Annotated in this window: 23 protein-coding genes; 12 read left to right on the top strand and 11 right to left on the bottom strand. The window is 54.9% G+C overall.

Features of this window, described 5'->3' with window-relative positions; all coding sequences use genetic code 11:
• Positions 1–27: 27 nt before the first annotated feature.
• The 5 genes from ACQK2L_RS21825 to ACQK2L_RS21845 all read right to left on the bottom strand — a co-directional run bounded on the left by ACQK2L_RS21825 (position 28) and on the right by ACQK2L_RS21845 (position 3,544).
• Positions 28–348, bottom strand: a complete 321-nt coding sequence (locus tag ACQK2L_RS21825) for a DUF1419 domain-containing protein (RefSeq protein WP_425399166.1) — start codon at positions 346–348, stop codon at positions 28–30.
• Positions 349–616: 268 nt separating this feature from the next.
• The gene (locus ACQK2L_RS21830; RefSeq protein WP_425399167.1) at positions 617–1,165 is read right to left on the bottom strand and encodes a hypothetical protein; all 549 of its coding nucleotides are present in this window, start codon (positions 1,163–1,165) and stop codon (positions 617–619) included.
• A gap of 240 nt (positions 1,166–1,405) precedes the next feature.
• Positions 1,406–1,645, bottom strand: a complete 240-nt coding sequence (locus ACQK2L_RS21835) for a hypothetical protein (RefSeq protein ID WP_425399168.1) — start codon at positions 1,643–1,645, stop codon at positions 1,406–1,408.
• A 178-nt stretch (positions 1,646–1,823) separates the two neighbouring features.
• Positions 1,824–2,732 carry a ParB/RepB/Spo0J family partition protein gene (locus tag ACQK2L_RS21840; RefSeq protein WP_425399169.1) on the bottom strand — a complete coding sequence of 303 codons (909 nt, stop codon included), beginning with the start codon at positions 2,730–2,732 and terminating at the stop codon, positions 1,824–1,826.
• Positions 2,733–2,734: 2 nt separating this feature from the next.
• A complete protein-coding gene (locus ACQK2L_RS21845) occupies positions 2,735–3,544 on the bottom strand; it encodes a ParA family protein (protein ID WP_425399170.1) in 810 nt (269 codons plus the stop codon).
• A gap of 393 nt (positions 3,545–3,937) precedes the next feature.
• Between ACQK2L_RS21845 and ACQK2L_RS21850 the strand changes: the two genes are divergently transcribed.
• On the top strand, positions 3,938–5,176 hold the full coding sequence (locus ACQK2L_RS21850) for a hypothetical protein (protein ID WP_425399171.1): 1,239 nt from the start codon (positions 3,938–3,940) through the stop codon (positions 5,174–5,176).
• Positions 5,177–5,409: 233 nt separating this feature from the next.
• Here the strand turns inward: ACQK2L_RS21850 and ACQK2L_RS21855 are convergent, their stop codons facing one another.
• Positions 5,410–6,078 carry a 3'-5' exonuclease gene (locus tag ACQK2L_RS21855; protein ID WP_425399172.1) on the bottom strand — a complete coding sequence of 223 codons (669 nt, stop codon included), beginning with the start codon at positions 6,076–6,078 and terminating at the stop codon, positions 5,410–5,412.
• Positions 6,079–7,672: 1,594 nt separating this feature from the next.
• Here ACQK2L_RS21855 and ACQK2L_RS21860 point away from each other — a divergent pair.
• On the top strand, positions 7,673–8,431 hold the full coding sequence (locus ACQK2L_RS21860) for a hypothetical protein (protein ID WP_425399173.1): 759 nt from the start codon (positions 7,673–7,675) through the stop codon (positions 8,429–8,431).
• Here the strand turns inward: ACQK2L_RS21860 and ACQK2L_RS21865 are convergent.
• The gene (locus ACQK2L_RS21865) at positions 8,328–8,762 is read right to left on the bottom strand and encodes a c-type cytochrome (protein WP_425399174.1); all 435 of its coding nucleotides are present in this window, start codon (positions 8,760–8,762) and stop codon (positions 8,328–8,330) included. The two genes, ACQK2L_RS21860 and ACQK2L_RS21865, sit on opposite strands and share 104 nt — an antisense overlap.
• 826 nt (positions 8,763–9,588) lie before the next feature.
• Here ACQK2L_RS21865 and ACQK2L_RS21870 point away from each other — a divergent pair.
• The 10 genes from ACQK2L_RS21870 (at position 9,589) to ACQK2L_RS21915 (ending at position 20,321) form a co-directional block, all read left to right on the top strand.
• The gene (locus ACQK2L_RS21870; RefSeq protein WP_425399175.1) at positions 9,589–11,985 is read left to right on the top strand and encodes a heavy metal translocating P-type ATPase; all 2,397 of its coding nucleotides are present in this window, start codon (positions 9,589–9,591) and stop codon (positions 11,983–11,985) included.
• A gap of 156 nt (positions 11,986–12,141) precedes the next feature.
• Positions 12,142–13,566, top strand: a complete 1,425-nt coding sequence (locus ACQK2L_RS21875) for a TolC family protein (protein ID WP_425399176.1) — start codon at positions 12,142–12,144, stop codon at positions 13,564–13,566.
• A gap of 14 nt (positions 13,567–13,580) precedes the next feature.
• Positions 13,581–15,128, top strand: a complete 1,548-nt coding sequence (locus ACQK2L_RS21880) for a copper oxidase (protein WP_425399177.1) — start codon at positions 13,581–13,583, stop codon at positions 15,126–15,128.
• Between the two features lie 83 nt (positions 15,129–15,211).
• Positions 15,212–15,526, top strand: a complete 315-nt coding sequence (locus ACQK2L_RS21885) for a metal-sensitive transcriptional regulator (protein WP_425399178.1) — start codon at positions 15,212–15,214, stop codon at positions 15,524–15,526.
• A complete protein-coding gene (locus tag ACQK2L_RS21890; protein ID WP_425399179.1) occupies positions 15,523–16,587 on the top strand; it encodes a potassium channel family protein in 1,065 nt (354 codons plus the stop codon). Before ACQK2L_RS21885 ends, ACQK2L_RS21890 begins: the two co-directional genes overlap by 4 nt.
• A gap of 84 nt (positions 16,588–16,671) precedes the next feature.
• The gene (locus tag ACQK2L_RS21895) at positions 16,672–18,117 is read left to right on the top strand and encodes a PP2C family protein-serine/threonine phosphatase (RefSeq protein ID WP_425399180.1); all 1,446 of its coding nucleotides are present in this window, start codon (positions 16,672–16,674) and stop codon (positions 18,115–18,117) included.
• Positions 18,118–18,353: 236 nt separating this feature from the next.
• Positions 18,354–18,758, top strand: a complete 405-nt coding sequence (gene merR, locus ACQK2L_RS21900; RefSeq protein WP_425399181.1) for an Hg(II)-responsive transcriptional regulator — start codon at positions 18,354–18,356, stop codon at positions 18,756–18,758.
• Position 18,759: 1 nt separating this feature from the next.
• On the top strand, positions 18,760–19,590 hold the full coding sequence (locus tag ACQK2L_RS21905) for a MerC family mercury resistance protein (protein WP_425399182.1): 831 nt from the start codon (positions 18,760–18,762) through the stop codon (positions 19,588–19,590).
• 49 nt (positions 19,591–19,639) lie between these two features.
• Entirely contained in the window at positions 19,640–19,915 is a 276-nt protein-coding gene (locus ACQK2L_RS21910) for a thioredoxin family protein (protein WP_425399183.1), read from the top strand.
• 112 nt (positions 19,916–20,027) lie between these two features.
• Positions 20,028–20,321, top strand: a complete 294-nt coding sequence (locus tag ACQK2L_RS21915; RefSeq protein ID WP_425399184.1) for a hypothetical protein — start codon at positions 20,028–20,030, stop codon at positions 20,319–20,321.
• Between the two features lie 55 nt (positions 20,322–20,376).
• On the opposite strand, the gene ACQK2L_RS21920 is transcribed toward ACQK2L_RS21915, so the two are convergent.
• From ACQK2L_RS21920 to ACQK2L_RS21935, 4 genes are all read right to left on the bottom strand, one after another.
• A complete protein-coding gene (locus tag ACQK2L_RS21920; RefSeq protein WP_425399185.1) occupies positions 20,377–21,015 on the bottom strand; it encodes a class I SAM-dependent methyltransferase in 639 nt (212 codons plus the stop codon).
• 157 nt (positions 21,016–21,172) lie between these two features.
• Positions 21,173–21,814, bottom strand: a complete 642-nt coding sequence (locus ACQK2L_RS21925) for a GNAT family N-acetyltransferase (protein WP_425399186.1) — start codon at positions 21,812–21,814, stop codon at positions 21,173–21,175.
• An 18-nt stretch (positions 21,815–21,832) separates the two neighbouring features.
• On the bottom strand, positions 21,833–22,108 hold the full coding sequence (locus tag ACQK2L_RS21930; protein ID WP_425399187.1) for a hypothetical protein: 276 nt from the start codon (positions 22,106–22,108) through the stop codon (positions 21,833–21,835).
• A 160-nt stretch (positions 22,109–22,268) separates the two neighbouring features.
• Positions 22,269–23,681 (bottom strand): hypothetical protein, encoded by a 1,413-nt coding sequence (locus ACQK2L_RS21935; protein ID WP_425399188.1) that lies wholly within the window; start codon positions 23,679–23,681, stop codon positions 22,269–22,271.
• Positions 23,682–23,781: the final 100 nt, after the last annotated feature.

The raw sequence follows: 23,781 nt of genomic DNA on the forward strand, positions 1-23,781 counted from the left end.
AGTCGCCGAGCAAAACTGCTCAGTAAATTACAGGTAGAGAGAAACCCCGCTCAGTTCGCAGAACTTCTTCGTCTCACCGTCAGTCAACGTGCGGACGGAATAGTCATTCCGATGCTGAATGAAGAGGCTAAACGGGCCGGTGCCCTCACCGAAGGCGAACCAGTCGCCATGCATCCAACGGGGCGGAAGTAGTTCCAAATAGCGCCAGTAGGTTGCTTCGTCGATTCGGTAGTAATTCCCAGGCTCGTGCCAAGGTGGATCGTCGTCGGTAAGCTGGCGGGCTTCGCTCGCCACCAAGCTCCGAAGAAAATCCCAGAATGCTGGTTGGTTCTCTGAGGAGATCGCCATCTTGTACCTCGTTCGCTGAAGGACAAAAACCACGAAAAAAACCGATGCACGCCACCGGTTCTCGGTTGACTTTCGCAGGTCAACCGAGAATGCAGCAGCTATTACTTCCCGAAACAGCGAAGGAAGGAGCGATGCCATTCCGATAGCACAATCCCGATAAATAAACAAAGAAATGTAGGCGCTCCTCTAGCCTCATGATGCGATACGAGCAAATGATGGGATGAAAAAACCGCCCGAGGACCGGGCGGCTTGAGTGCGGAGATGCACGCTAGGATTCGTCAGACAGCGGTTCAATGGAGAGTGCCTGCTGCTGAAGTTCCGGCGGCTGCCAGTCGAGTACTTCGGCGAAGCGACTCCAAAGCTGCTTCACTTGAGTCGGCGAGGTCGCCAGCCAAACCGTATCGAGCAGTTCCTCCTTTTCCCGCTGCAAGTGAAGAATTTTCTGACCGAGGGCCGATTGTTCGAGTAACTCACGCTCATGAACAAGGCTGCGACGCCGGACTGCCGAGGCAATCTCACTCGGCTGCGAATAGTGACGTCGACCGTCGTCAGCAGGTTCGCCACTCACAACCGCGAGCATATTCGCCCAGAGTTGCTTGCGCCGTTGGTCAAGACGTTTTTCTTCTTCCCTTATTTTCGCAACTTCGTCTTGCATTCCTTTTAGTCCGAGCGAGGCCCAAGCTTGCTGCTCAGCTTGATTGCGAACACGCTCGAAAAGGCCGGGATCTTCAACGGCCTGCAATTCTTCGATGGTGTGGTCTATTCGGCGAGCGATGCGATCACGCCAATGTTCCTTTTCACGCAATGTAAGTCCCATAGTGGTGTCTCCTTTTTCGGCGACCGGCAATTCGCCGTTATTTCAATCTGAATCAAGAGCCAGCCGGCGGCTCTCAAGACAGAGAGCCACGGCAGGTCAAGGTGGAGTCTTTCGCCCTGGCGAAAGCAGCAGGTCGCCAGCGGCGACCGGACCTTGAACGCTGTGGCAGAATTATTGAGGCCGACGGAGGAAACAATCCTAGTCCGTCTACGATTAGATTGGTCGTCGCCGGGGCAGTGTTTAACGATGGATCGTCCGGCAGCCCATTGAGACAGCCCGCTCGCTCAGCAGGCGAAATGCGAGTTCGGGTTCGGCAGCTTGCAGTACGCGCCGCACATCGGCCAAGTCAGCCGAATCGAGGACTGCCCAGATCGAAGCCGCAGCATCGACGGTGCGCTCAAAGTTCGGCTCGCCTTCGTCTTCCAAGCGAAGCGATTTGAGCCCAAGGCGATTAACGGTGGCGATGACAGATTGAAGCATATTCTGTCGTACCATGATCTGTACATGAGAGTAAAGCGAACGCGATACTAGAAGTGAACTCTACAAACGTCCTACACGCTGTTGGAGAGGCCGCCTCGTCGCATTCTTCGATTGAGCTTGGAAAATCGCAATTCTTTTGCAATAGAACCAACTTCGCTTAGCGGTTTGTTTGGAGCTGTTACAATAGCTTGATATTGTTGCGTATCCGGTGGCGAACTTCTTCCAAAGCGTCGGCTAGTCCAAGTTCGACTTCGTGGTAATTGGCCTTTGATTTCGATGACACCGTGATTCGCATCCCATTTTCGGCAAAGAACGTGAGTTGGACACCGTCCTTTGGATTTCTTTTTGACTTTCCTCGCCTTTGATTGACTTGTTTGACCGTACGGGCGTGCGGCAATTCGCCCGCGACAGCCTTCGCCGCAAGCTCCGATTGGGCTTTCCCGTCAGAAAGTTTGCTAAGCTCGTAGGCCGAAGATTTTGGAAGGGTTCCAGCATCTACCTGCTGCTGAACCTCGGGCGGCAAGTCCAGCAAGGCGAGCGATCTGCTTACTCTGGATGTTGTCACTCGGAGTGCCTCTGCGACCTGTTTGCCATTCCAGCTATTGAGGTCCATCAAGGACTGGTAAGCCTTGGCTTCCTCAAGTGGTTTGAGATCAGTGCGAAGTAGGTTCTCGACAAGCTGCTGCTCTCGCAGTTCTGCTTCCGTCACGTCCCCTTCAACGAAGAAGCAGTCGATGACCGGCAATCCAGCTGCTTTCGTCGCTCTCCAGCGGCGTTCCCCGGTGACGATGATCCATCTGCCCGCTGCTTCTTCCCAACGCACCCGAATTGGATGTAGCTGGCCGTGGGCGCGAATGCTACCAGCGAGCCGTTCGATTTCATCACTCTCAAATTCGGTCCTTGGCTGGGCGGGGTCTGGAATGATGCGATCCACTTCCACTGAACCAAAGGTGCGAAGTGGACGTCGGCCAACATCTTTCGCAGATGAGACTGGGCTCAGTTGCGGTGAACGTTCGCTGCGACGTAGTCCCATAGATTCGTCAACATTGAGGCTTACTTCTTCTAGTGCGTTTCTTGTGCTTGCCATGACTAGGCGACCTTCCGTTTACGTTCATCCAGACTGATTCGGTCAAGAATCTCACGAGCAAGAGAAAGAGTCAATTTTGCAGCCTTCGACTCGGCATCGTGAAACTGAACCGGGCGGCGACGTGTCAAAGCGACTTTGAATGCGGATGCCTCTGTGATCACGGTGTCTAACACCATTTCGCCGTACAACTCGCGTAGCTTTTGTTCGTACATGCGATGAACCAACAAGCGCTGGTCGCAGCGCGTAATCAAGTGCCCCAGGCGTCGAAGGTCTGGATTGAGCTGTCGGGCTTGCTGGACGCATTGGTGGACCGCCCGTAGACCTTGGGTGCCAAAGTCCTCTGGTGGAACGGGAATCACCACGTAGTCAGCGGCAACCATTGAGGTCCAACTACAGCGATAGAGGTTTGGTGGACAGTCGATCAAGACGACATCGTAGTCGTGCTGCTCAGTCAGGAACTCGCGAATTGCGTATTGCAACATGCCGGTCTTTTCCGGTTCTGGGGCGTTGAATGGCGCTAGAGTTTGGTTTGCCGGACAGATGGTAATTCCGTCAAACTGCGTTGGGTGCAATAGCGCGTCCCGCGACTCAAAGAAGCTGCTCTCATCAAACAGCATGGTCATAGTCTCTTTACTGCTGAGAGACTCTACAAACTCGGACCCAAGAAATCCTTGGCTCAGTGATCCCTGAGGGTCCATGTCCAATAGTAAGACATTCATGCCGAGTTCTGCAAAGGCTCCTGCGAGGTGAAAGCAGGTAGAGCTTTTGCCACAGCCGCCCTTCTGATTGATGAGGCAAAACGTCGTTGCCATGTCCCTCCATGAAAATTGCAAGTTGCAATTCCGGGCAAGTGTCCGCAATCTTTAGCGGAATCGTGACATGGTCTCAGGAAGGTCGTCAAGAACTTTTACGATGCGAACGTCACCTCTTGCTATCGACCCACTTGTATAGCGTTTGACCCTCTTTTGGACGCGATTGCAACTTGCAATCCTACGGAAGTCCCTGTCACCGTTGAAGGATTCAACGGCAACTCGCCAAAACGTATCTTCGCCAAACGACTATTCCGAATCTTAGGTGACGGAGCGTACACGCCTAAAGCGAGTTTGCTAGATCACCTTGAGACAGTTGTGCACAAGACTCATCTGATTCTTCTTGCCTGATCGAGCGTACGTCAATAGGTTGAGTCCTGGTTTAAGCAACTTAAAGTGTCAATGAAGAAACGGTCGGCTCTCAAATCAATCTCAACCTCAGTCCGCGTTGGCATGGGTGAATTGTCGTTGGTCGAACACGCCCTCTGCCCTCTCGATTCTCGACAGTCACTCAAAGAGAATCTGCTCCATTTTAATGAGTATTTTTACACGGATCGTAATCGTCATCAGAGAAAAGCGCAGGCAAGGATATCGGCTCCCTTGGGTCTTTCGTCAAAAGATGAATTCTACCTTTGGGGCCTCCTTTCGCTTACTTGTTCGCAACCAAAGCCTGAGTCAGAGCTGTACGCAACACCCCACTATTGCTTGCGTCAGTTGGGTGTCATCGACCAACGGTCAAAGCGAGGTGGTCGGCAGTATCAGCGTTTCATGGAAGCAATGGAGCGGCTAGCGCTGGTGAGCTATCGAAACGATGCGTTTTACGACCCGATTCGCGGTGAGCATCGGAAAGTCGCATTTCGCTTCTTTAGCTATAGCCTTTCCGTCGATCCCAAGTCTTCGCGTGCTTGGCGAATCTCCTGGGACCCAATCTTCTTTGAACTTTGCATGGCTGGTAGTCAGCAATTCCGATTTGACCTGGCAGTCTACCGAGACCTGGATTGCGCCTCTCGACGTTTGTTCCTATTGCTCCAGAAGATGTTCGCAAAGCGTCTTACAGAAGCTCGCTTTGAGTTGCGGCATCTTGCCGTTCATGTCCTGGGCTTCAATGAATCGCTGCCAACGAAGACGCTTCGCAAGAAGCTCCAAACGACGCTTGATCGATTGATCGCCGTGGGCGTTGTCAAACCCGCCACGACTTTCATCACTGGTAAGCGAGGTGGGTCTTATTCGGTCGCTATCGAGCGTGGTGCGTATTTTACTACCAGAGCACAATTCCGGATTGCAGCAGACCTCAGTGCTTCTCCGCTGTATGACCCGCTCAAGGCCGTCGGATTGGATGAAGCGGCGATCCGTCGCTTTGTGAGAGATTTTGAGCCGCGACTGGTGCAAGAATGGGCCGACATCACACTGGCCGCTATGGAACGTAAGGGGAAGAACTTCTTTCGTCGCAGTCCGCAAGCCTATTTTGTTGATAACGTCCAAAAGGCTGCCACGGGGAATCGAACGCCTCCGGATTGGTGGCACGAATTGAGAAGTGTTGAAAATCGCGAGCCGCGTCAAGTCGGCAAGACTTCGCTTACGCCTGTAGGCGAACTTGTTGAGCAATTGTTAAGCTCGATCTCGGATGACTCTTAGTCAAATCCCAAAAGCAGCGTCTTTTGTTTCCAATTATTTTTGTACTCAGTACTTTGGCGCACCGGCGTTTTATTTAGAAATCCAATGATTTTAGGATGTTGTGCGTCTTGAAGCGCCTTCTTGGGTGACGGCAGCGACACGTTGGGAGGTGAATAGAGTGACGCAAGCGACACGTCTAGGGGCCGATATCGGGTGACGCAAGCGACACCTTGGGGACAGCTCACTTTGGTGAGTTATCCACAAGCCACCTTTGACGGCTCAGTCATCTTTTTACGATGTTGCGAGATTGCTCGCAATACTCCGAGAGCAGCCCTCGTATCCGCCAGCGCCTCATGGGCTTCATTGGGATGCAATGGAACACCAAAGTACTCACAAAGCGTTGCTAATCGAAAGTCGTCTGGAGGAACCAAATCGGGATGTTCCTGGAAATGCCAATAAGCTCGCTGGAGCGTGCAGAAGACGCGATAGGAAGCGGGCAAGAAAATACCCAGTCGGTCATACCAAGTAGTCAGGAATGGGCCGTCGAAGCTGCTGTTGTGGGAAGCAAGTTGTGCGACTCGAAAACTGGTCATGTCTCGCCGCAACACTTCGACCGATGCGTGCTTTCGCAGAAACCGCGAGAAGGCCCAGGCCGCCTTCTTCGGTGAGACGGCCGACCGCTTCCATTCAGCTCGGCGATAGTGGATTCGGCGTAATGCATCAGGGCATGCCTCGCTTTCATCAAACTGGATTTTGACCTCGAACACTTCGCACTCGCTGAGCTGTCGATCGACGGCAATCGCCGCGATCTGGATGATTGGCCGCGATGGTTCGAGCCCACCGGTCTCCAGGTCGAATAGGACCAGTTGCGTATCGGTCGTTGCCGTTTCGACTGTTGCTGTCGTGTTGTTTACAGTTTTCATTTTCCGACTAAACGCCTACCACAATTAGGGCATAACCGCAAACCGTGGTATTGAGACTTTTGTGGTCGAGAATCGGACTCTCAGACCACGGCTGTTGTTTTCGTCGAACGCGTTGCTGCGAGTGAGTCGCTAATTCGGCTCACCAGTGGTGACACGCATGACAGACGTTAGCAGGCAATCGCACCCGGTAAACTTCGGCTCACCACCGAAGCTAAGGGCGTTGGGCTAACCTCCAACGACGCGATTGGCCCGTAGAGCTGGATGCATCGAGAGGTGCTTGTCCAGTTCGACGGAGGCTTCGTCGAGTAATCCGGCCTCGACTGCTGACATTTGTACGTCAGCAAACGCGATGGCTGAGTAATCCGACGATTCGATCCGATAGTTCGTTCGGGATGACGGCGTGAAGCGAAGATGGCTTCCTCGGGGTCTTGAACTAGCGGGGGCGATGCGGAAATACCTTGGGACGTTCCCAAGGCCGCTACTTTTCAAAGCAGGTGAGGTATTCTGTGATGAAAGAATTTCTGACATCTATGATGCGTAATCCTGCACAGGGGGTCCGAGGTCACCGACCTCGTTCAACCTGTCCGGCGTGGGGAGTTTCGAGTCTGGCGACAGACCGAACCGCAGAAGACTTTCTGCGGCGATCGTTGGCAAATCCAACGACGGCGAATAGCTCAACCATGAAAGGCCCGCGAGGGCTTGCCGGTGAGTTTTGCGGAAGACGCTGCCGAGCAGCGAACGGCTTTGGCTGGTGGGTAAGGGGGTGCTTCTACGTTCGGCCCCCAGAAATGATGGCAAAATTGCAAGTTGTAATTCGCCATCGAAACTATGACGGTTCTGGCGAACTGGACATACAGCCAAATCCCCTCCCGGTCACACGGGATAGCGACGTGATCTGCAAGACGAAGGAAGTAGCTAACGCAGGAAGCTCTATGGCAGCCGGTGTGGTTACCGGTGCTTGGCTTGGTCAGTCAAGTGCTTCAAACGCCGTAGAGTGGGAGTGTGGCCTGAATAGAAGTCGAGTTCTTAGCAAGCGGGAGCTTGCCAGAGAACTTGAGCGATGGCTGTGCAAGGCAGTGCAGTCTCGTTGGCGTTGTCGGGTGGTGCCGACAACTGGCCTCGACGAAAGGGCTGACGGGCAGTTTTTCTGCTAACGATTTGTGCTGTCAACCGGAGTAATTTTGGTTGACAGTTCTTGGAAGGACGCAAGCGGTCACAGAAGACTTGTGCGGGAGCACTGGCCTTCTGTGGCGATGACTCGACGGCGGTACCCCGAAGTGCGTCTGCACTCTGGGGCTACCGTCGGAAGGTTGTTTGCGTGAAGGGTAGTATGCATTGGCGTGGCACAATACATGAATGTAGTGCCGCGACAGCGTGCGACTCTGCTGTGGCGTTTCTGCCCTCTGTGCGTTGACCTGGATGGTTTTCGCACAGAGCAGGCGCTGCCAGCATTCCGCCAGCGTTTTTCCATAGAGCGGCTTTTTGGAACCTGTGCCGCATCGAAACAGGTTCCACCTTTTTGCTTGCTTGTAACTTTAGGAGCATGGAGGCTTAGGTGAAGTACCGAGCTGTAACCACATCAGTTGAAGGATTCGTGCAACAGATTGCTTGCTGTTACTTGCGCCACGGATACTGGTTTTACGTGATAGGACGTGTTCCTCTCGGCAAGCTGCCCGAGTCCATCGACGACAAACTCATCAAGAAGTATCGCATCGGTGTCAGCGAATCGACGCGGGCACGCCGCAAGAAAGCTGGCCGCGCAAACTTACAATACATCCGCCACGAACGAACGTTCGTTCTCCTGGCTACGAAAGGAGAGCACCGCTTCTTCGAGGAAGAAGCCAACCTCATTCGCGACATTCGCCGTGTGCCGATCCGCTACGCCGGATACTCGATCAGTTACAAGCCCGGTGGTCGGAAGAAGGACGGCAGTAACGACGACAAATGGCACGCCCATGTGGAGATCGACCGGCCGCAATACCTGGACTTACGAGCCTGGTTTTCTGAGCGGGCTTTGCGGGATTCGCCGGACCAACTCACGAAGGCGTTTCACAATCTTCCAATCGCCCCGTACGCTCCCGTACGTCGGCAGTTGCTGATGATGCTTCGTGAGGTCAATCGCGTCAGGAAGGTGGCCGGCCGCAAACAACTGTCCGATGAAATACTGCCTCTACGACGACGGGTTGTCCGGCCGTTCGAGGAATTGGCGCAGCATAGCGTTGCAGCTCCGTTGGACGACGGTCGTGCCGCTAGTGACGGTGGGCATGGCCGTCCGAGTGACCATGATCCGCTGGAGAATCTGAGTCGTGATCCGATTGACCGTGTTCATGACCCGATCCTAAGGCTTCGATGAGCTGCGTCGTTTGTTCTTCGCTGAGCGTTGGCAGAGTCCGGACGAAGCTGACAACCTTCCAAATATCGTCGTCAGTATGTGTCGGACCGAGAGCTGGCATCCCCGTCATGCGAAGGCCGTTCTTGACGATCCAGAACAGCTCAGCGTCGCTGCGATTGTTGAGTGATTTAATCAAATTGGGCGCTGGCGGATTCAAGCCCTTGGCGAACTCCTTGGGTGGAACTCCAGGCGCTCCATGACAGGCGAGACAGGTATCCGCGTAATGATCAATGCCCGCCGCTTCTGCTTGCTGGGTCTGGCGTAGGGGTTTGTCGCTTCCGGGACACGCCAAGCCATGGAACGTCTGACGGCAAACCTGGCGAACGCGACTTCAGCCGCGCTAGGGCCAGCAGTCGCTGCCACGTTGACGACGCCACTTGCGACAACGAGCAGTGGAACAACTATCGAAATGAGAATACCCAGGACTAATCCAGTCCAGAATCGTTTCATGGTGGTGAACCTCCGAGGCTATTATCTGCAACTCGAGTGTAACATGGACTCGCGCACCTCAGCCAAAAGACCGAAAGTATCTTGATCTATCCACCAGTCAACTTTTGACGAAGCTATCGAGACGCCGTACGCACTGCCTCGCGGCAGCGCGTACTAGCGTCGCGGGCAGTAAGGCCTTTCGAGCTACGCCGCCATAGAGGCGCAGGACTCAGCGCACGCTCGGCAAGCTTTGACGCACTTATCCATCCCGCCGACTTTCTCGCAACTGTCGGCACAGGCACGGCAGACTTCTGCACAAGCTTTGCAGTAGAGGGCGTGTTGGTCCGAGTTCCGCGACATGAAATCCACGCAGGCGGCACAGGCTGCAATGCAGTCCAGCATCGCCTTGACGTGATCCTGCCGGGTGTGATCACCGCCTTTTTGTAGGCAGTGTTCCGTAAGCATCTGAGCACACGTCACCTGACACTCGTGGCAGTTCTGGATGCAGGTGTCTTGGGAAGTTGCTGTCTGAGGCATCGTTGTTCTCCTTCAGTTATTCAGTTCTTCTGAGCAAACCGTTCGCTCAGCCCTTGGCTTTTCCCAGCAAACGGCATACCGTATAGGGGTATCGGCGCAAAGCTAGCAGACGACCAGAAGCAGGGCCATGCGACAGATCATAAGGGGATAAAATGAGCAAACTGGACATCAAAGCAATCGATCCCGTCTGCGGTATGACGGTTGATTCTGAATCAGCGCGGTCGTCGAACTACCAAGGCAGCGTCTACTTCTTTTGCAGCGAGTCCTGCCAGCGGAGATTTGAGGACGACCCGGCTGCGGCGCTGGCGAAAGCCGCTCAGCAAGAAGCCGATAAGAGGGAGAGGACACGCGACGATCATAGTTGCTGTTCCCACGGTGGAGATTTACGCGTTAGAAGAGAGGCGGCTGCTGCTTCGTCGGCAGCAGACCCCGATGCGATTTACACCTGTCCGATGCATCCAGAGGTTGAGCAAGTTGGGCCGGGCGATTGCCCCATCTGCGGAATGGACCTTGAGCCGAAGTACGTCAATATGGCGGAACACGGTGACGAAGAGTCGTACCGAGATATGCTACGGCGGTTCTGGGTGGGGGTCGTATTATCGGCGCCGCTCTTGGTGCTGGCGATGGGACCGATGGTCGGCTGGAATCTAGCTGAACAGATGTCGGATCGCGTGTTCGGTTGGCTGCAACTCGCTTTCGCCGCGCCGGTCGTGTTTTGGTGCGGCTGGCCACTCCTGGTTCGTGGAGTGAAATCGTTTCGCACGTTGAATCTCAATATGTTCTCGCTGATCGCCGTGGGAACGCTTGCCGCGTTTCTCTTTAGCCTATTTGTTGTGCTGTTTCCCACGATGATCCCCGAGGCGTTTTTTGAAAATGGAAAGCCGCCGCTTTATTTTGAGGCGGCGGCGGTGATCATCACACTGGTCTTGCTGGGCCAAGTATTGGAGCTACGCGCCCGACAGCAAACCAGCGGCGCGATTCGAGAATTGATGCAGCTTGCTCCCGAGACTGCCCATCGAATCACCGACGACGGCGAAGAAGAAGTCGCGCTGGGCGACGTACATCAAGGTGACCGGTTGCGTGTGCGACCGGGTGAAAAAGTTCCCGTCGATGGAAAAGTTATCAGCGGCAGCAGTAGCGTGGATGAGTCGATGCTCACAGGGGAACCGATTCCAGTCAAGAAAAGCGAAGGGGATGAAATCACTGGCGGCACACTCAATCAAACCGGTGCGTTAGTGATGGAGGCATTGGGTGTTGGCGGAGATACAGTGCTCCATCGCATCGTGCAGATGGTTGCTGAAGCACAGCGAAGTCGGGCACCCATTCAAAAACTGGTTGATGTTGTTTCACGCTATTTTGTTCCGGCGGTCATCGTCTGTTCGATTCTTGCGTTCATCGGCTGGGCAGTGTTCGGGCCGGAGCCTCGTTTGGCTCACGCATTTGTGGCGGCCGTGGCCGTGTTGATCATTGCGTGCCCGTGCGCGTTAGGGCTGGCTACGCCGATGTCGGTGATGGTTGGAGTGGGTCGCGGTGCGAAGGAAGGCGTTCTCATTAAGGACGCAGAAGTCTTGGAAGTGATGGAGAGCGTCGACACCGTAGTCGTGGACAAAACCGGTACACTGACTCAAGGCCGTCCAGAGGTGACAGCGATTGAAACCTTTGGAGACTGGAGTGAAACGGAAGTGGTGAAGTTGGCTGCCGCTGTGGAAGCCCAGAGCGAACATCCCTTGGCTCAGGCAGTGGTTCGGCGAGCTAAAGCCGACGAGGTTTCTGTGCCTGATGCCGCAGAGTTCGACAGCATTACCGGCGGTGGAGTTCGTGCAAGTGTCGATGGTCGCGATGTGCTGATCGGAAAAGCCGACTTGCTCGATCAGCAGTCAATCTCGGGCGTCGAAGCAGGACGCGAGCGGGCAACGCAGCATCAATCAGAAGGAGCCACGGTGATATTCATTGCCATCGACGGCGAGCTTGCCGCCAGCATGGCCATCACCGACCCGATCAAAGAAAGCACGCCAGCGGCACTCAAAACGCTTCATGAACTTGGGCTAAAAGTCGTCATGCTGACGGGCGATGCACAGCCGACCGCAAAGGCCGTGGCAGAAAAACTCGGCATCGACGAATTTCACGCAGGTGTTTCACCCCAGGACAAACACGATTTCGTCAAACGACTCAAGGAGGAAGGCAAGACCGTGGCGATGGCGGGCGACGGAATCAACGATGCACCGGCTCTGGCGGAATCCAATGTGGGGATCGCCATGGGAACCGGCACCGGCGTTGCGATCGAGTCGGCGGGAGTGACGCTTGTCGGTGGCGATCTGCGGGGAGTTGCGGCGGCAAACAATCTCAGCCGCAAAACAATGAGCAATATTCGGCAGAATCTATTTTTCGCATTCATCTACAACGCGCTGGGATTGCCGGTTGCCGCTGGTCTGCTTTATCCATTTTTCGGTGTGTTACTCAGCCCGATGATCGCCGCAGCCGCAATGAGTTTCAGCAGTGTTTCAGTGATTGCCAATGCGCTGCGATTGCGAGCCGCAAGACTGGTTTAGGAAATCTTCACTGGCATGGCTTACGCAACCCGCAGAGTCGCCCAAGAGGAGGCGATTTTGCGAAACAGAAAGAAATCATTTATACCCAGTAAGGGTATCCGACGATGGTAATCGTACGGGATTTCATGGACGAGAGCCGAGAGGTCGCAGAGAGGCATGCAAAAACATCGTTTTCTAGCAGCTACCCTGCTGCTACTGTTCTTCCCTGAGCTATCGGGCGCGCAAGAGCTATTGCAGCCCCCCGTTCGCATCGCAGAGCCGCCGGCGGCATCTGTTGGCAGTCGCTTCACTCAACCGCCAGCACGACCATCCCAGCCGGTGTCACTTGGCGATGCTCCCCTCACTGAGGGAGAGGTTCTCGACCTGGAGACCGTATTATCTCTGACAACGCAGAACAATCCGACGCTTCGGCAGGCGCGTTTGCAGATATCAGCGGAGCTTGCCAAAGCCCAGCAGGCGGGGCTGTACCCGAATCCAACACTAGCCTACGCCGGTGAGCAAATCTTCGTCGATGTGGAAGGCGACACAGATTCGCCGGGTGAATTTCAGGGCGGCATCCTTTCACAACGCTTCATTACCGGCGGAAAGCTGCGACTAAGCCGAGAAAAGTACCTGCGGCGTGCCCACGTCAGCGAGCACTTGGCCGTTGCCCAGCAGTATCGTGTTTGCAATGACGTTCGGATTCACTTCTATCGCACGCTGGCTGCGCAACAGCGACTAGAAATGCATCGCGAGCTGCTCAAGACGGCAGAAGACGCGGCGGTCACCGCCCGTGAACTATACAACGCCGGCCAAGCCAACCGATACGACGTTCGCAAATCGAACGTGATGCTTCAGCGAACGCGGCTTGATGTGCAAAGAGCGGAACATGAATACCGGATGCGTTTTCGGGAACTGACGGCACTCGTCGGACTCGATCTACCGGTAGGCGCGGTGGTTGGAACACTGGCGACGACAGAATCACTCGCGACTTTTGACGCCACTCTGGCACGAATCGTCGCCGAGAGTCCGGAAGTTCTAGCGGCAAGAGCCAAGCTCGCTGCGGACCGAGTCACCATTGAACGTGAAGAAGTCGAGTGGATTCCTGATATCGTGGTTTCGGCAGGTAGCGGCTACAACTTTGACGCAAGAGAGACCGTTGCCGTGGCGGACGTCAGTATCGAGATTCCGCTGTTCGATCGCAACCAAGGCACCGTCGCGCAGGCTCGGGCGGACTACAACCGTCAACGTCGTGAAATTCGCCGAACCGAGCTGACTCTGCGTCAACGTCTGGCGATGGTCTACGAAGAATATGCAATGGCGTTTGAGCATGCGACCGAATATCGCGACTCGATCGTCCCTGAAATGAAGGCCGCCTATCGCGAGTTGCTAGGCAGTTACAAAGAGAACCGCATCGAATGGCCCGATGTTCTACAAGCCCAATCGGATTACGCGGAAGTTCGACTTGCACAAATTAACTTTGAGGAGCAGTTGCGACGTAGCGAGGTTCTCATCCAAGGCTACCTCCTTGATGGCGGACTCAACGCCGCATCAGGTCCGACGCCTGCTGGACACATCGACTCCGTACCGAAACCGCGCTAACAGAGGGCGACATCATGAAAGACGAAAACGAATCGAAGTTGCTGCAATCGGTCGGGCGGCGAGAGTTCATCACCAAAGGCACTGCGGCTGCCGCAACGGGAGTGACTGCCGCGATGCTGGCGTCGGTAGCGTCGGCTCAGGAAGCTCTGAAAATGGAACATGGCCACCAACATTCGCCAAGACCGATTGGCAATCCCGATGCCCAGCCGAGCATTCCCGCCGGAACGAATGTTCGAGAAGAGTACGATGGCTATTCCCGTTTCAAGCCGGGGCGCGGACACGATCCCGATTCGGACTATTACTTGGGTAAATTGGTGCCCGGTTTTCGCAAAGCGGAAGATGGCCCTGCTCCCTTTGAGGCACCGGATTTAGAGAAGCTGCCCTGGAAGATGGTGAATGGCGCTAAGGAATTCCACTTGGTTCCGATGGCCGTCGAGCGCGAGTTCCTGCCCGGTTACAAAATGAATGTCTACGGCTACAACGGCAGCATGCCGGGGCCGACGATAGAGGTCAATCAGGGAGATCGCGTTCGCATTGTGGTCACTAACGAGTTGCCTGAAGACACCTTCGTCCATTGGCATGGATTCGAGTTGCCAGTTCAGTATGACGGCGCCGCGACGCTCAATCAGAATCCGATCAAACCCGGCAAGACGTTTGTCTACGAGTTTGACGTGCATGAAGAAGGCACGTTTTTCTATCACTCGCACGTAGCCATGCAGGAAGCATTCGGACAGGTCGGATGGTTTATCGTCCATCCGCAGAAAGTGTTCGACCCTCCAGTTGACCGCGACTTCGGGCTGATCTTTCAAAACTTCTTCATCGGGCCGACGCAAACGGTCTCCGATAGTTGGTCGATGGATTGGAATTGGCACACGATCAACGGTCGCAGTGGACCTTACACCACACCTCTGGTTTGCAAGCATGGTGAACGCGTCAGAGTGCGGTTGCTTAATTTCGCACCGATGCAACATCACCCCATCCACCTGCACGGGCACACGTTCTGGATCACGGGACACGAGGGGGCGCGAGCGCCTAAGAGTGCTTGGATTCCTCGCAACAACGAATTAGTGGGGGTGGCACAGGCTTCCGATTTTGAGTTTGTTGCGAACAATCCTGGCGACTGGATTTTCCACTGCCACATGGTCCACCACATGATGAACCACATGACCAAGCAGGTGGGGCCGCATATTCGCAACGATTCTTCCGTCGACCGCTACTTGGCAAACCTCGACAGCAGGCCGCCCGTTGAGCCTCCGCAGGGAGAAGGTTTCAACACGCCTGGCTATCCTCAGAAGATGCAGGGAATGTCGATGAGCAAACAGGACATGATGACCTATTGGAATCGTCGTGCGGTCCAAGGCATGCGTGCCAATTACCTGATGGCGGTCAAGGGTTTGATGACCGTCATGCGCGTGCTGCCCGATGACCTCTATCGACTGGTGATGGAGTCCGACGAGAAGATCGAGAAGGGAGCAGTTTTCTCTGAGATCGTCCGGCGGTTTGGCAATCCGGACGACTACGAGCCAGCTCCCAAGCACGGGATGATGTCCATGAAGGGCTGATCCTGTCCCCAATCGAGGAAATACGCTAGAATGTGTAGTTCGCTGTATGCTGCCTGCGCGTCATGGTGGAATGGCGGAACACGATGACGACCGTGTCACTGGTAGGGAAAATGCTTAAGTCCGACGAAAAAAAGAAGGTGCTAAACCGCATCAAGCGGATCAACGGCCAAGTTGAGGCGGTGGGCCGGATGATCGATAACGAGGAATACTGCGTTGACGTGTTGATGCAGATTTCGGCGGCAACGGGGGCATTGGCCAAGGTCGGGCAGATTGTTCTGGAAAACCATCTCAAAACCTGCGTCATGGAAGCGATGAAGAACGACGACGATGCAGACCGCAATCAAAAGCTGGAAGAGTTAATCACACTCTTTCGCAAATATGCCGGTGCGATTGATTGAACGGTATCGGTTCTCTGCTGTGTACGGTCTTCGGATTGCTGCTAACATCGGCCGCCATCTTTGAAACGTGGATGGCGGTGTTGTATCCGCGTGCGGTAACCGGGCCAATTACTGCCGTTACCTATCGCATTTACCATCACATTTCTCAACGTGTCCTTGGTCCGAAAAGTACGCTACTTCTCTTCAGCGGCCCCGCGCTGATTGTGACTCAGGCTATGGTCTGGGCCACGCTTCTACTGATCGGTGTCAGCCTGATCGTATGGCCGCAACTGGGAGTGGGGATTGTCAATTCCAATGCCCCGGCGACGGAAACAAGCCTTTTTGCAGCAGTCTACTACGCAGGATTCTCTGTGACGACTCTCGGTGTCGGCGATCTTGTTCCACAGACGACCTTCGCTCGGTTAGTGACCATCACGGCAGCGGCCATTGGATTCAGCTTCTTCACACTGGTTCTGGCTTACATCATTTCGGTCTACAGCGCACTGGGCAGACGCAATCAGTTTGCATCCGAGATCGACTATCGCACGGGAAGGACCGGAGACACGTTGGCATATTTACAACCTCATCTGGCAAGCGTTGATCGAGCATTGCTCAATCAAGACCTGTGTGACTTGGCATCCAAGTTGGCCGACCTTCTTGAGTCACATCATTTCTATCCGGCCCTGCACTACTTTCGTTTTAGTGAGCCACGATATGCCATGAGCCGGATGCTGCGATTCTGTCTGGAAACGGCGTCTCTGCTGCGGGCGATACATGAACTGCATTCCGAGGAGTCGTCGGTGAATCCGGAACCCATTGAACGACTCTGGCACGCGAGTCTGCAAACCTTGGAAGACGCAAAGAAGCACTTCGTGATTTGCCGGGTCTCGCAGAATGACGTTGACCTGTCGCTTGCTGAACGGCTTGCGAATCAGAGGGCGCTTACTTCCGCGATTTCGTCGCTCTCTCCAGGCGTCCTTGCTGCGGCGTATGCGAACCACTGCCGCAAATGGTCTGATGATTTGGCATCACTGGAGCGATGCACGATGACCGGCAGCCACTGCCCCCAAGACTCTCACTAATCCCCTGCACGGGATGAAGAAACCGGAGACTCGTGCATCAAACGGTGTGGAGCCATGCGCCGTGCGAGCAGGAGAGTCGGTCTTGTGAGAATTGAATTTTGGAAACGCCTTCCGCTGCGGCGGCAACTGATGCTGGCCGTCAATGGCTTGCTACTACTTGTCGTGGTCTTGTTTCTTGTTGTTGGTCATGGGGTGCGGATTCGCGAGGCGAAGCAGGAAAAGCGAATTGCGCTAAGGGAGGAAGCGAAGACAGTTTACGAGTCGATTGATACAATCGCGAATCGCGGCAATGAGGCAATACAGCAGTTGATTGACGATGTCTGTGCCCGCATGAACTCGTCCGAATCGCCGGGGCATCACATCGCGGTCGAGTGGCAAGGCAGTTCAATGCAGGCCAAGTCACACGGTCGAGCTTCTCACGATATGTTTCGTGCCATGCGTGCTGCGGCTGGAGACAGCAATCATCCGCCCACAGACTCGTACTCACTCGTGGCCGCGAAGTTCGCTGGCCCGCACGGCGCCATCTACGTGTCTGAGTCAGAAAGCACGGCGTTGAGAGGCGCTCGGCAAGAGCTACTTCGACAAGTGATCGTAGTGCTGTTCGGTAGCGCGTTGGCCGGATTGATGGTTCACTTGGTACTGCGAGGAGTTATCACCAAACCACTGCGACGCCTTGTCGACACTCTCGGCCGCATTGGTGATGGCGACCTTGAAGCCAAAGCGGAAGAACGTAGTTGCCAAGAACTGACCTACCTGTCAGAACGACTCAACGCGATGACCAAGAAGCTGGCGACTGCGGATCGAGACCGAAGGCTTCACATGAAAAAGGCTCGGGACATCCAACAGCACTTGCGTCCGACCAATGGTGAGATTGAAGGAGTCGAAACCGCCGAGTTGTTTGAGCCGGCCGATGACGTCGGCGGCGACTACTACGACGTTATTCCGCTGGGCGAAGGCCGATGTCTGCTGTGTCTTGCGGATGTCTCAGGCCACGGCGTGCCGGCCGCGATGGCGGCAACCGTGATCAAATCGCTGGTGCTTGAGGCGATTGAATTGACTGACAGCCCGGCGGAGATTCTCACGCGACTCAATCGCCGCTACGCGGCGATCATCATGGCCGGTCATTTCGCCACAATGGTTGTTGTTGTGCTGGACAACACGGCTCAAACACTCACCTGCGCAAATGCCGGGCACGAGCCTCCCTTCATTCAAGAGCCAGGCCAGACAGTGACCCGACTTGAGATCGGCGACCTGATGCTGGGCGTTGACGAGACGCTCTGTTACACCGAGCAATCACGGTCAATTTCCGGCGGGTCGAAGATCGTCCTTGTGTCTGACGGCGTAACGGAATCGTTCGACCCGGACGATAAGCAGTTTGGGACCAAGCGTGTTTCGCAAATCATGGCCGACTCGACGAACGGGGTGGCTCAGCTCGTCGAGGATTTCTCGGAAGCTCTCAAGCGGTTCCGGCGATCACGTCCGCCTTTTGATGACACGACTCTATTAGCCGCAGAGCTGGTCAAAGGCTGATTCATCGAGGTCCGCTTCTTTCGTTGGGGTCGGGAAGTATTCGTCAGGGATTTGCTCGTTGTCGTAAGGTGATCGGATTCTCAGCCGAGCGGAGGGATTCTGAAACATTGTTCCAGCCATGCTCGATAAACGGCCTCAATCAGATCAGATTGCTTATGAGAAAGCCTAGAAATGGCGCTTGACTCCGTACTAAGGTACAGAGTGTAAGCTACAGGCATGAAAGGAACCCTAGCACGATGAGCAGCCTCAGAACTGGTGAACTCGCTAAACAGGCAGGTGTCAACGTCGAGACGCTGCGTTTCTACGAGCGAGAGGGGCTTCTCGCTGAGCCACCCCGACGAGCCTCCGGCTACCGCGAATATCCGGCGGATACCGTGCAGCGGATTCGCTTCATCCAGCGGGCGAAGGAACTCGGTTTTACGCTACGAGAAATCAAAGGGCTGCTGGAGCTTCGCGTTGACCCGGACACCACCTGTGCTGAAGTGAAAGAGCAGGCGGCAGAGAAAGTTGCTGCCGTGCAGCAGAAAATTTCCGACCTGAAGAAAATTGAACGGGCCTTGAACAAGCTGATGAATACATGTCGCGACACTGCCTCCATCGACGAGTGTCCCATTCTCAACCATTTGGAAGAGGAGCTGTGATATGTCGGAGGTGCTTTTGCTCTACGACAGCGATTGCCCGAACGTAACCGATTGTCGCACGAATCTCATCAAAGCATTTGTCGCCTCCGGCACCAAGCCCTCGTGGCGGGAAGTGGACCGCTCAGCGGATGATACACCGCCGCGGCTTCGAGGTTACGGCTCACCAACTGTTCTTGTTGGTGGGTTCGATGTCGCTGGCGAACAACCTGGCGACATCGGCGCAAGCTGCCGTCTTTATCAGACTGTGGATGGTGAAGTTGCCGGAGCGCCTTCCGTTGAGCAAATTGCTGAACGGCTCTCTGAAGGTTTTCAGGACAATGCCCTAGTCGTTGGTCAGGGCAGCCGTGACAGCGATTGGACACGAATGTTGGCCGCGTTGCCAGCAGTTGGAGCCGCCCTGCTTCCAAGCATCACGTGCCCAGCGTGTTGGCCAGGTTACGCCGCCGTACTTTCCTCCATTGGCCTTGGCTTTCTTCCCAGTAATCGCTATTTGCTGCCGCTTACCGCAGCGTTTCTTCTTGTTTACCTGTTTATGCTCGCCTGCGACACATGCAAGCGAGGCCGCTTCGGCGCCCTTATAGTCGGCACGTTGGGTTCCACCGTTTTGCTTGTCGGCCGATTTGTCCTGGAGTCCAGCGCGGTGTTGTATGTGGGAATCGCAGTCTTGATTACAGGTTCGTTGTGGAACGCGTGGCCCATACTAAAGACCAAGTGGTTTGCACGGCATCAGGCTGCGAAAGAATGTCTCGTTTGTCAATCAACTGTCTCGTTCGCTGGGAGTGAGCAAGCACCGGAAGAATCGCTTGACTCCGGACTTGACTACGGGCCGTAGACAGTAATTGTGTGGACCGAAACAAGAAGCTTGAGGAGGTAACTTCATCATGAATGCTAAAAGAAAAATTGAAGTGTTTACTGCTGGCTGCCCTGCTTGTGAAGAAACCATTGCCCTGGTCAATCGGTTAGCATGTCCGTCTTGTGAGGTCGAGATTCTCGACATGCATCAACCGGAGGCGGCAAGCCGAGCAAAAGAATACGGCGTGAGTCGTGTGCCGAGCGTGGTTATCAACGGAAAACTGGCCGATTGTTGCTCGGCGCAAGGCCCAGACGAAAAAGCGCTTCAAGCAGCCGGTCTGGGACAGCCGCAAACGACCGCGTGACTCCGGACCTAGGTACGGAGGGTAGAATGTTTGTCACTTGGGATTCGGCCAACCTAGCCACGCATGTCGCTGGCTGTCGAAACCCACGAAACACGTAGTGGAGGTTGTTGTCATGAAGAAACTAGCCGTAGTACTGTGCCTGGTTGCGATTGCCGTGGGCGGACTGACTACCTATTCGCTCGCGCTTGCAAGCGGCGATGGCAGCACGTGTCCCGGAAAGGTCGTTTGCCCCATCACCGGTGATGAGGTGTGCCAAGACGAGTGCCCACTTAATGATGCGAACCGCGCTGACTGTCCAGGCAAGGTTGAGTGTCCGCTTACCGCCGAGCTGGTATGCAGCGACGAATGTCCGCTTGGCTTGGAGTCCGCAGTGACTAAACCGAGTTGCTGCACCGGGTCGAAGTAGTTACACGAGTCGGGCTCGCAGCTAACGATAGGCCTTCGGGTGCAAACGGCTTTGTTCAACGTTGCTTTTGGGTCACCAGTCGCATCAGCCCCCAAATCCGCAGAACGCGGACCTTCCGAGCGGACACCTCCTTCAGTCCCGCTTCTTCCAATAGCATGCGGCATCGGCGCAGCGAGTATGTTTTATGGAACGCGGGATCTGTCCATCGTAACCATAGGCTGCACAATTTGCAGGTCAGGTAGTCGTCGCACCAATCGACGAGAATGAATGTGCCGTCGGGACGCAATACGCGACAGATTTCCTTGAGCGATTTCTGCGGTGATGAAAAATAGTGAAAGCTGTTCACGCACAATGCATAATCGAAACTCTCATTGGAGAATGGAAGTCGGGATACGTCAGCTTGCGCCCACTTGACGTGGTCCGCAAATGACTTAACTCGAGCTTGTTCCAGCATTCTTGGGCTGAGATCGACGCCGGTGATTCGTAGGTTGGGCCACTTTAGCAGCAAGCGCCCTTCAAGTTCACCCGTTCCGCAGGGAACGTCCAGCAGCGATTCATCGCCGCTCAGCGCTAGCCCCTTCAGTGTCGCGTCGATTGTCGCATCAACATACCGCTGCCACCGTTGGTCATATTCAGAGGCCAACGAGTCATAGGTTTTTTGGACAACTATGGTCTTGGAGTGTTCTGCGTTCATCCAAGAGGCGTTATCTGAAATGGACGTGGCTTGATCAACTGGTAGATCTGCACATGCAAAAACTCATTAATAAAAAGACAAATGAGTCGAGGTGCGGGCACAATGTCTATAGGACAGATACGTCCTATACAGCACCCACAGAGCGTCGATCTCCTCTTTATTTACCGAAACGAACGCTCCCAAAGACCGGGGTCGGCGGGTACTTCGCAATGGAAATCGGACCGATGCGGAACAGCCACGCTCTTCCAAGGTTCTGAAATCCCATGCGATGAAGCGCCTTGAGCGAACTGGTGTTCATCACATCAGTTGTCAGAATAAGCCGCGAAACGCCTCGCGATTGCATCCGCTGGGCGAGCTTGCCCATGATGCTTCCGTACAGTCTGCGACCTCGATAATTTGGAAGGACCAATACGTTGTAGACATATCCGGTATCCGCCGGCAGGTCGATTGGTAAGCCAGTTCGGACATCACCGTTGTGGTTGGACTCCGCAGGAATGCTGCCAATACCTAGCCAAGCAAATCCCGCCAGTTCGTCTTGTTGAAGAACCGCAATTCCAAAAAACTGGCCGGTCGTAAGTTGCTCGGCTTGGCGCTCATCGAAAAATTCCGGATAAGCCGCGCGCATTTCGCGAATGTTCTGGGAAGTAATCTCTACAAACCGGAATTCCTCTTCGAGTTCTGGCGTATGCAGTTGGCTGGTTTTGATGCCAAGGACGCAGCTCATGTCTGCTGTGCCGATTCTCCTTATCGCACGGTACGGCAGGAACCGTATCTGATTTATCAGTTTGCTTGGCAGCATTTTGACCTACCGTCTAGTTTAGTGACAACAGCTATCGGAACCGCTGCTCTGGCTGCGTGAGACTGGCGATGCGGGAGTGTAGGTCGATTCCGATTCGGGCGGACGCCGATATTCACTTGAGTCGCCGGGGGCAGAATCGTATTGAGCTTCTGTGGCGACCTGTTCGTAATAGGCATCCGTGCTATCTGCAATCGCTGATTGCTTCTTTCGCCAAGGCGGCGACGAACAACCGGTCGCACCAACTGTGAAAACTGTGCTGAGAATAATGCTGATGTAGAGTGGTCGAAGTGACATGAGTGACATCCTTGTCGTTAGAAGTGATTGATTGCTGACAGTTGTCATGAAAATAAAAAAGGGCAGGAGCGGCGTGATGCATCATCACGCCCGAAGGCGCGAATCGTCACGACACCGCCCCCGCGAATCGTGCGACGGGCAGACACGTCGTGTGTTTTGCCTACCGTATTATAGGTGCGTTGATTCCTTGCTGAGCGAGCACTTGAAGATACCTCTGAGGGTCCGCTGCGATTTTTTTGGCACAGCCAGGGCAACAGATGTAGATGGCCTTGCCGGCAGCGTTGACTTTATAGGGGCCGCCCATAGCATCTAACGGTTCATCCATCACCGGACATTTCTTCTGGGCAGCAACAAACGGAGCATCGGCCGAGGTGACCTTGAAGACTCCCGGACGGACCTGTTCGCTACCAGCCGGAACGACCGCGGCTGTGTCCTCGGTTTGCAGTGCCGGCGGGTTCACACCTTGCCGAGCCAATACGTCGAGATACTTTTGCGGCTGGGCAACGATCTTCTTCGCACAGCCAGGACAGCAGATATAAATGGCCTTGCCATTGGCATTCACCCGGTAGGGTCCGCCCATCCCGTCGAGCGGCTCATCCATTACCGGACACTTCTTTTGTGCCGCGACATACGGCGCATCAGCAGCCGTCACTTTGAAGACTTTCGGTCGCACTTGCTCGCCCGCAGCTTCAAGATTGCTCTGCTGGGTTTGATCGCCGTAGACCATCGCTAAGTACTTAGCGGGTTCAGCTTGAATTTTCTTGATGCATCCTTTGCAGCAGAGAAAGATGGGCTTGTCACCAATCATGACTTTGATTGGCGTTCCCATGCCGCCAAGTGCTTCATCCATCACGGGACAAACTTTCTGAGCAGCGATCGCGGCCGCGTCAGCAGCAGTTGACGTAGTGATTGTGATTTCAGGTCGCCCGGCGGCGTACTTTGCCGGATCGGACCGGATGGCGTTCACGCATCCGTTGCAACAGGCGAATACCGTCTGTCCGTTAACATCGACCGCCACGGGGTGGCCCATGCTGCCCAGCGGCTTGCCGCTAACCGGGCAAATCTTCTGACGTGCAATCGCAGCAGCCGCGAGCTGCTCGGGACTTGCCGGCACGGTAGCGACTTCACGCAAGGTTAACGGGCGACTTCCGGCGCCCGGCAATCCGACCAGTTGCAAGTCGAGTTCGATTTGTCGTCCGGCGATCTGAGACAGGTTAACCGGAGCGGTGAGCGCCCCTTTTCCGTCAGGCAAGAGGTCGTAGCGATAACGTTTGGCATTACCTTCCACTCGCAACGACGCCGCGCCGCGTCCTCGTTCGACCGCCAGCGGCTGGCCATCGCGAGCAAAGACAAACATCTTGATGCCGCCCTCTGAAACAACTGTCTCCAACTGGAGTTCGCCGATTTGTTTCAGCGTGCCGCCATTGGGACCGCTCTGCGGAGCGGATGCCTGATTGGGCATCGTATGCTGATGACCGTGGGCTTTATGATCCGATTGGGCAATGGCAGCGATAGGGGCAGTGGCAACCAGCATCCAAGCCAGCGCGAACTGCTTGAGTGAGTGATTTCTCATCCTTATTCTCCCAGTAAAGTGCTTGGGGTGAAAATGATCCAAGGGCCTCCGTGACGCTTGGATGCTTTGAAGGAACGATTCCTTCAGCAATAGTTAAGAA

Origin of the sequence: Aeoliella sp., from assembly GCF_965227375.1 — a bacterium.
In the GTDB taxonomy this organism is placed as follows: Bacteria; Planctomycetota; Planctomycetia; order Pirellulales; family Lacipirellulaceae; genus Aeoliella.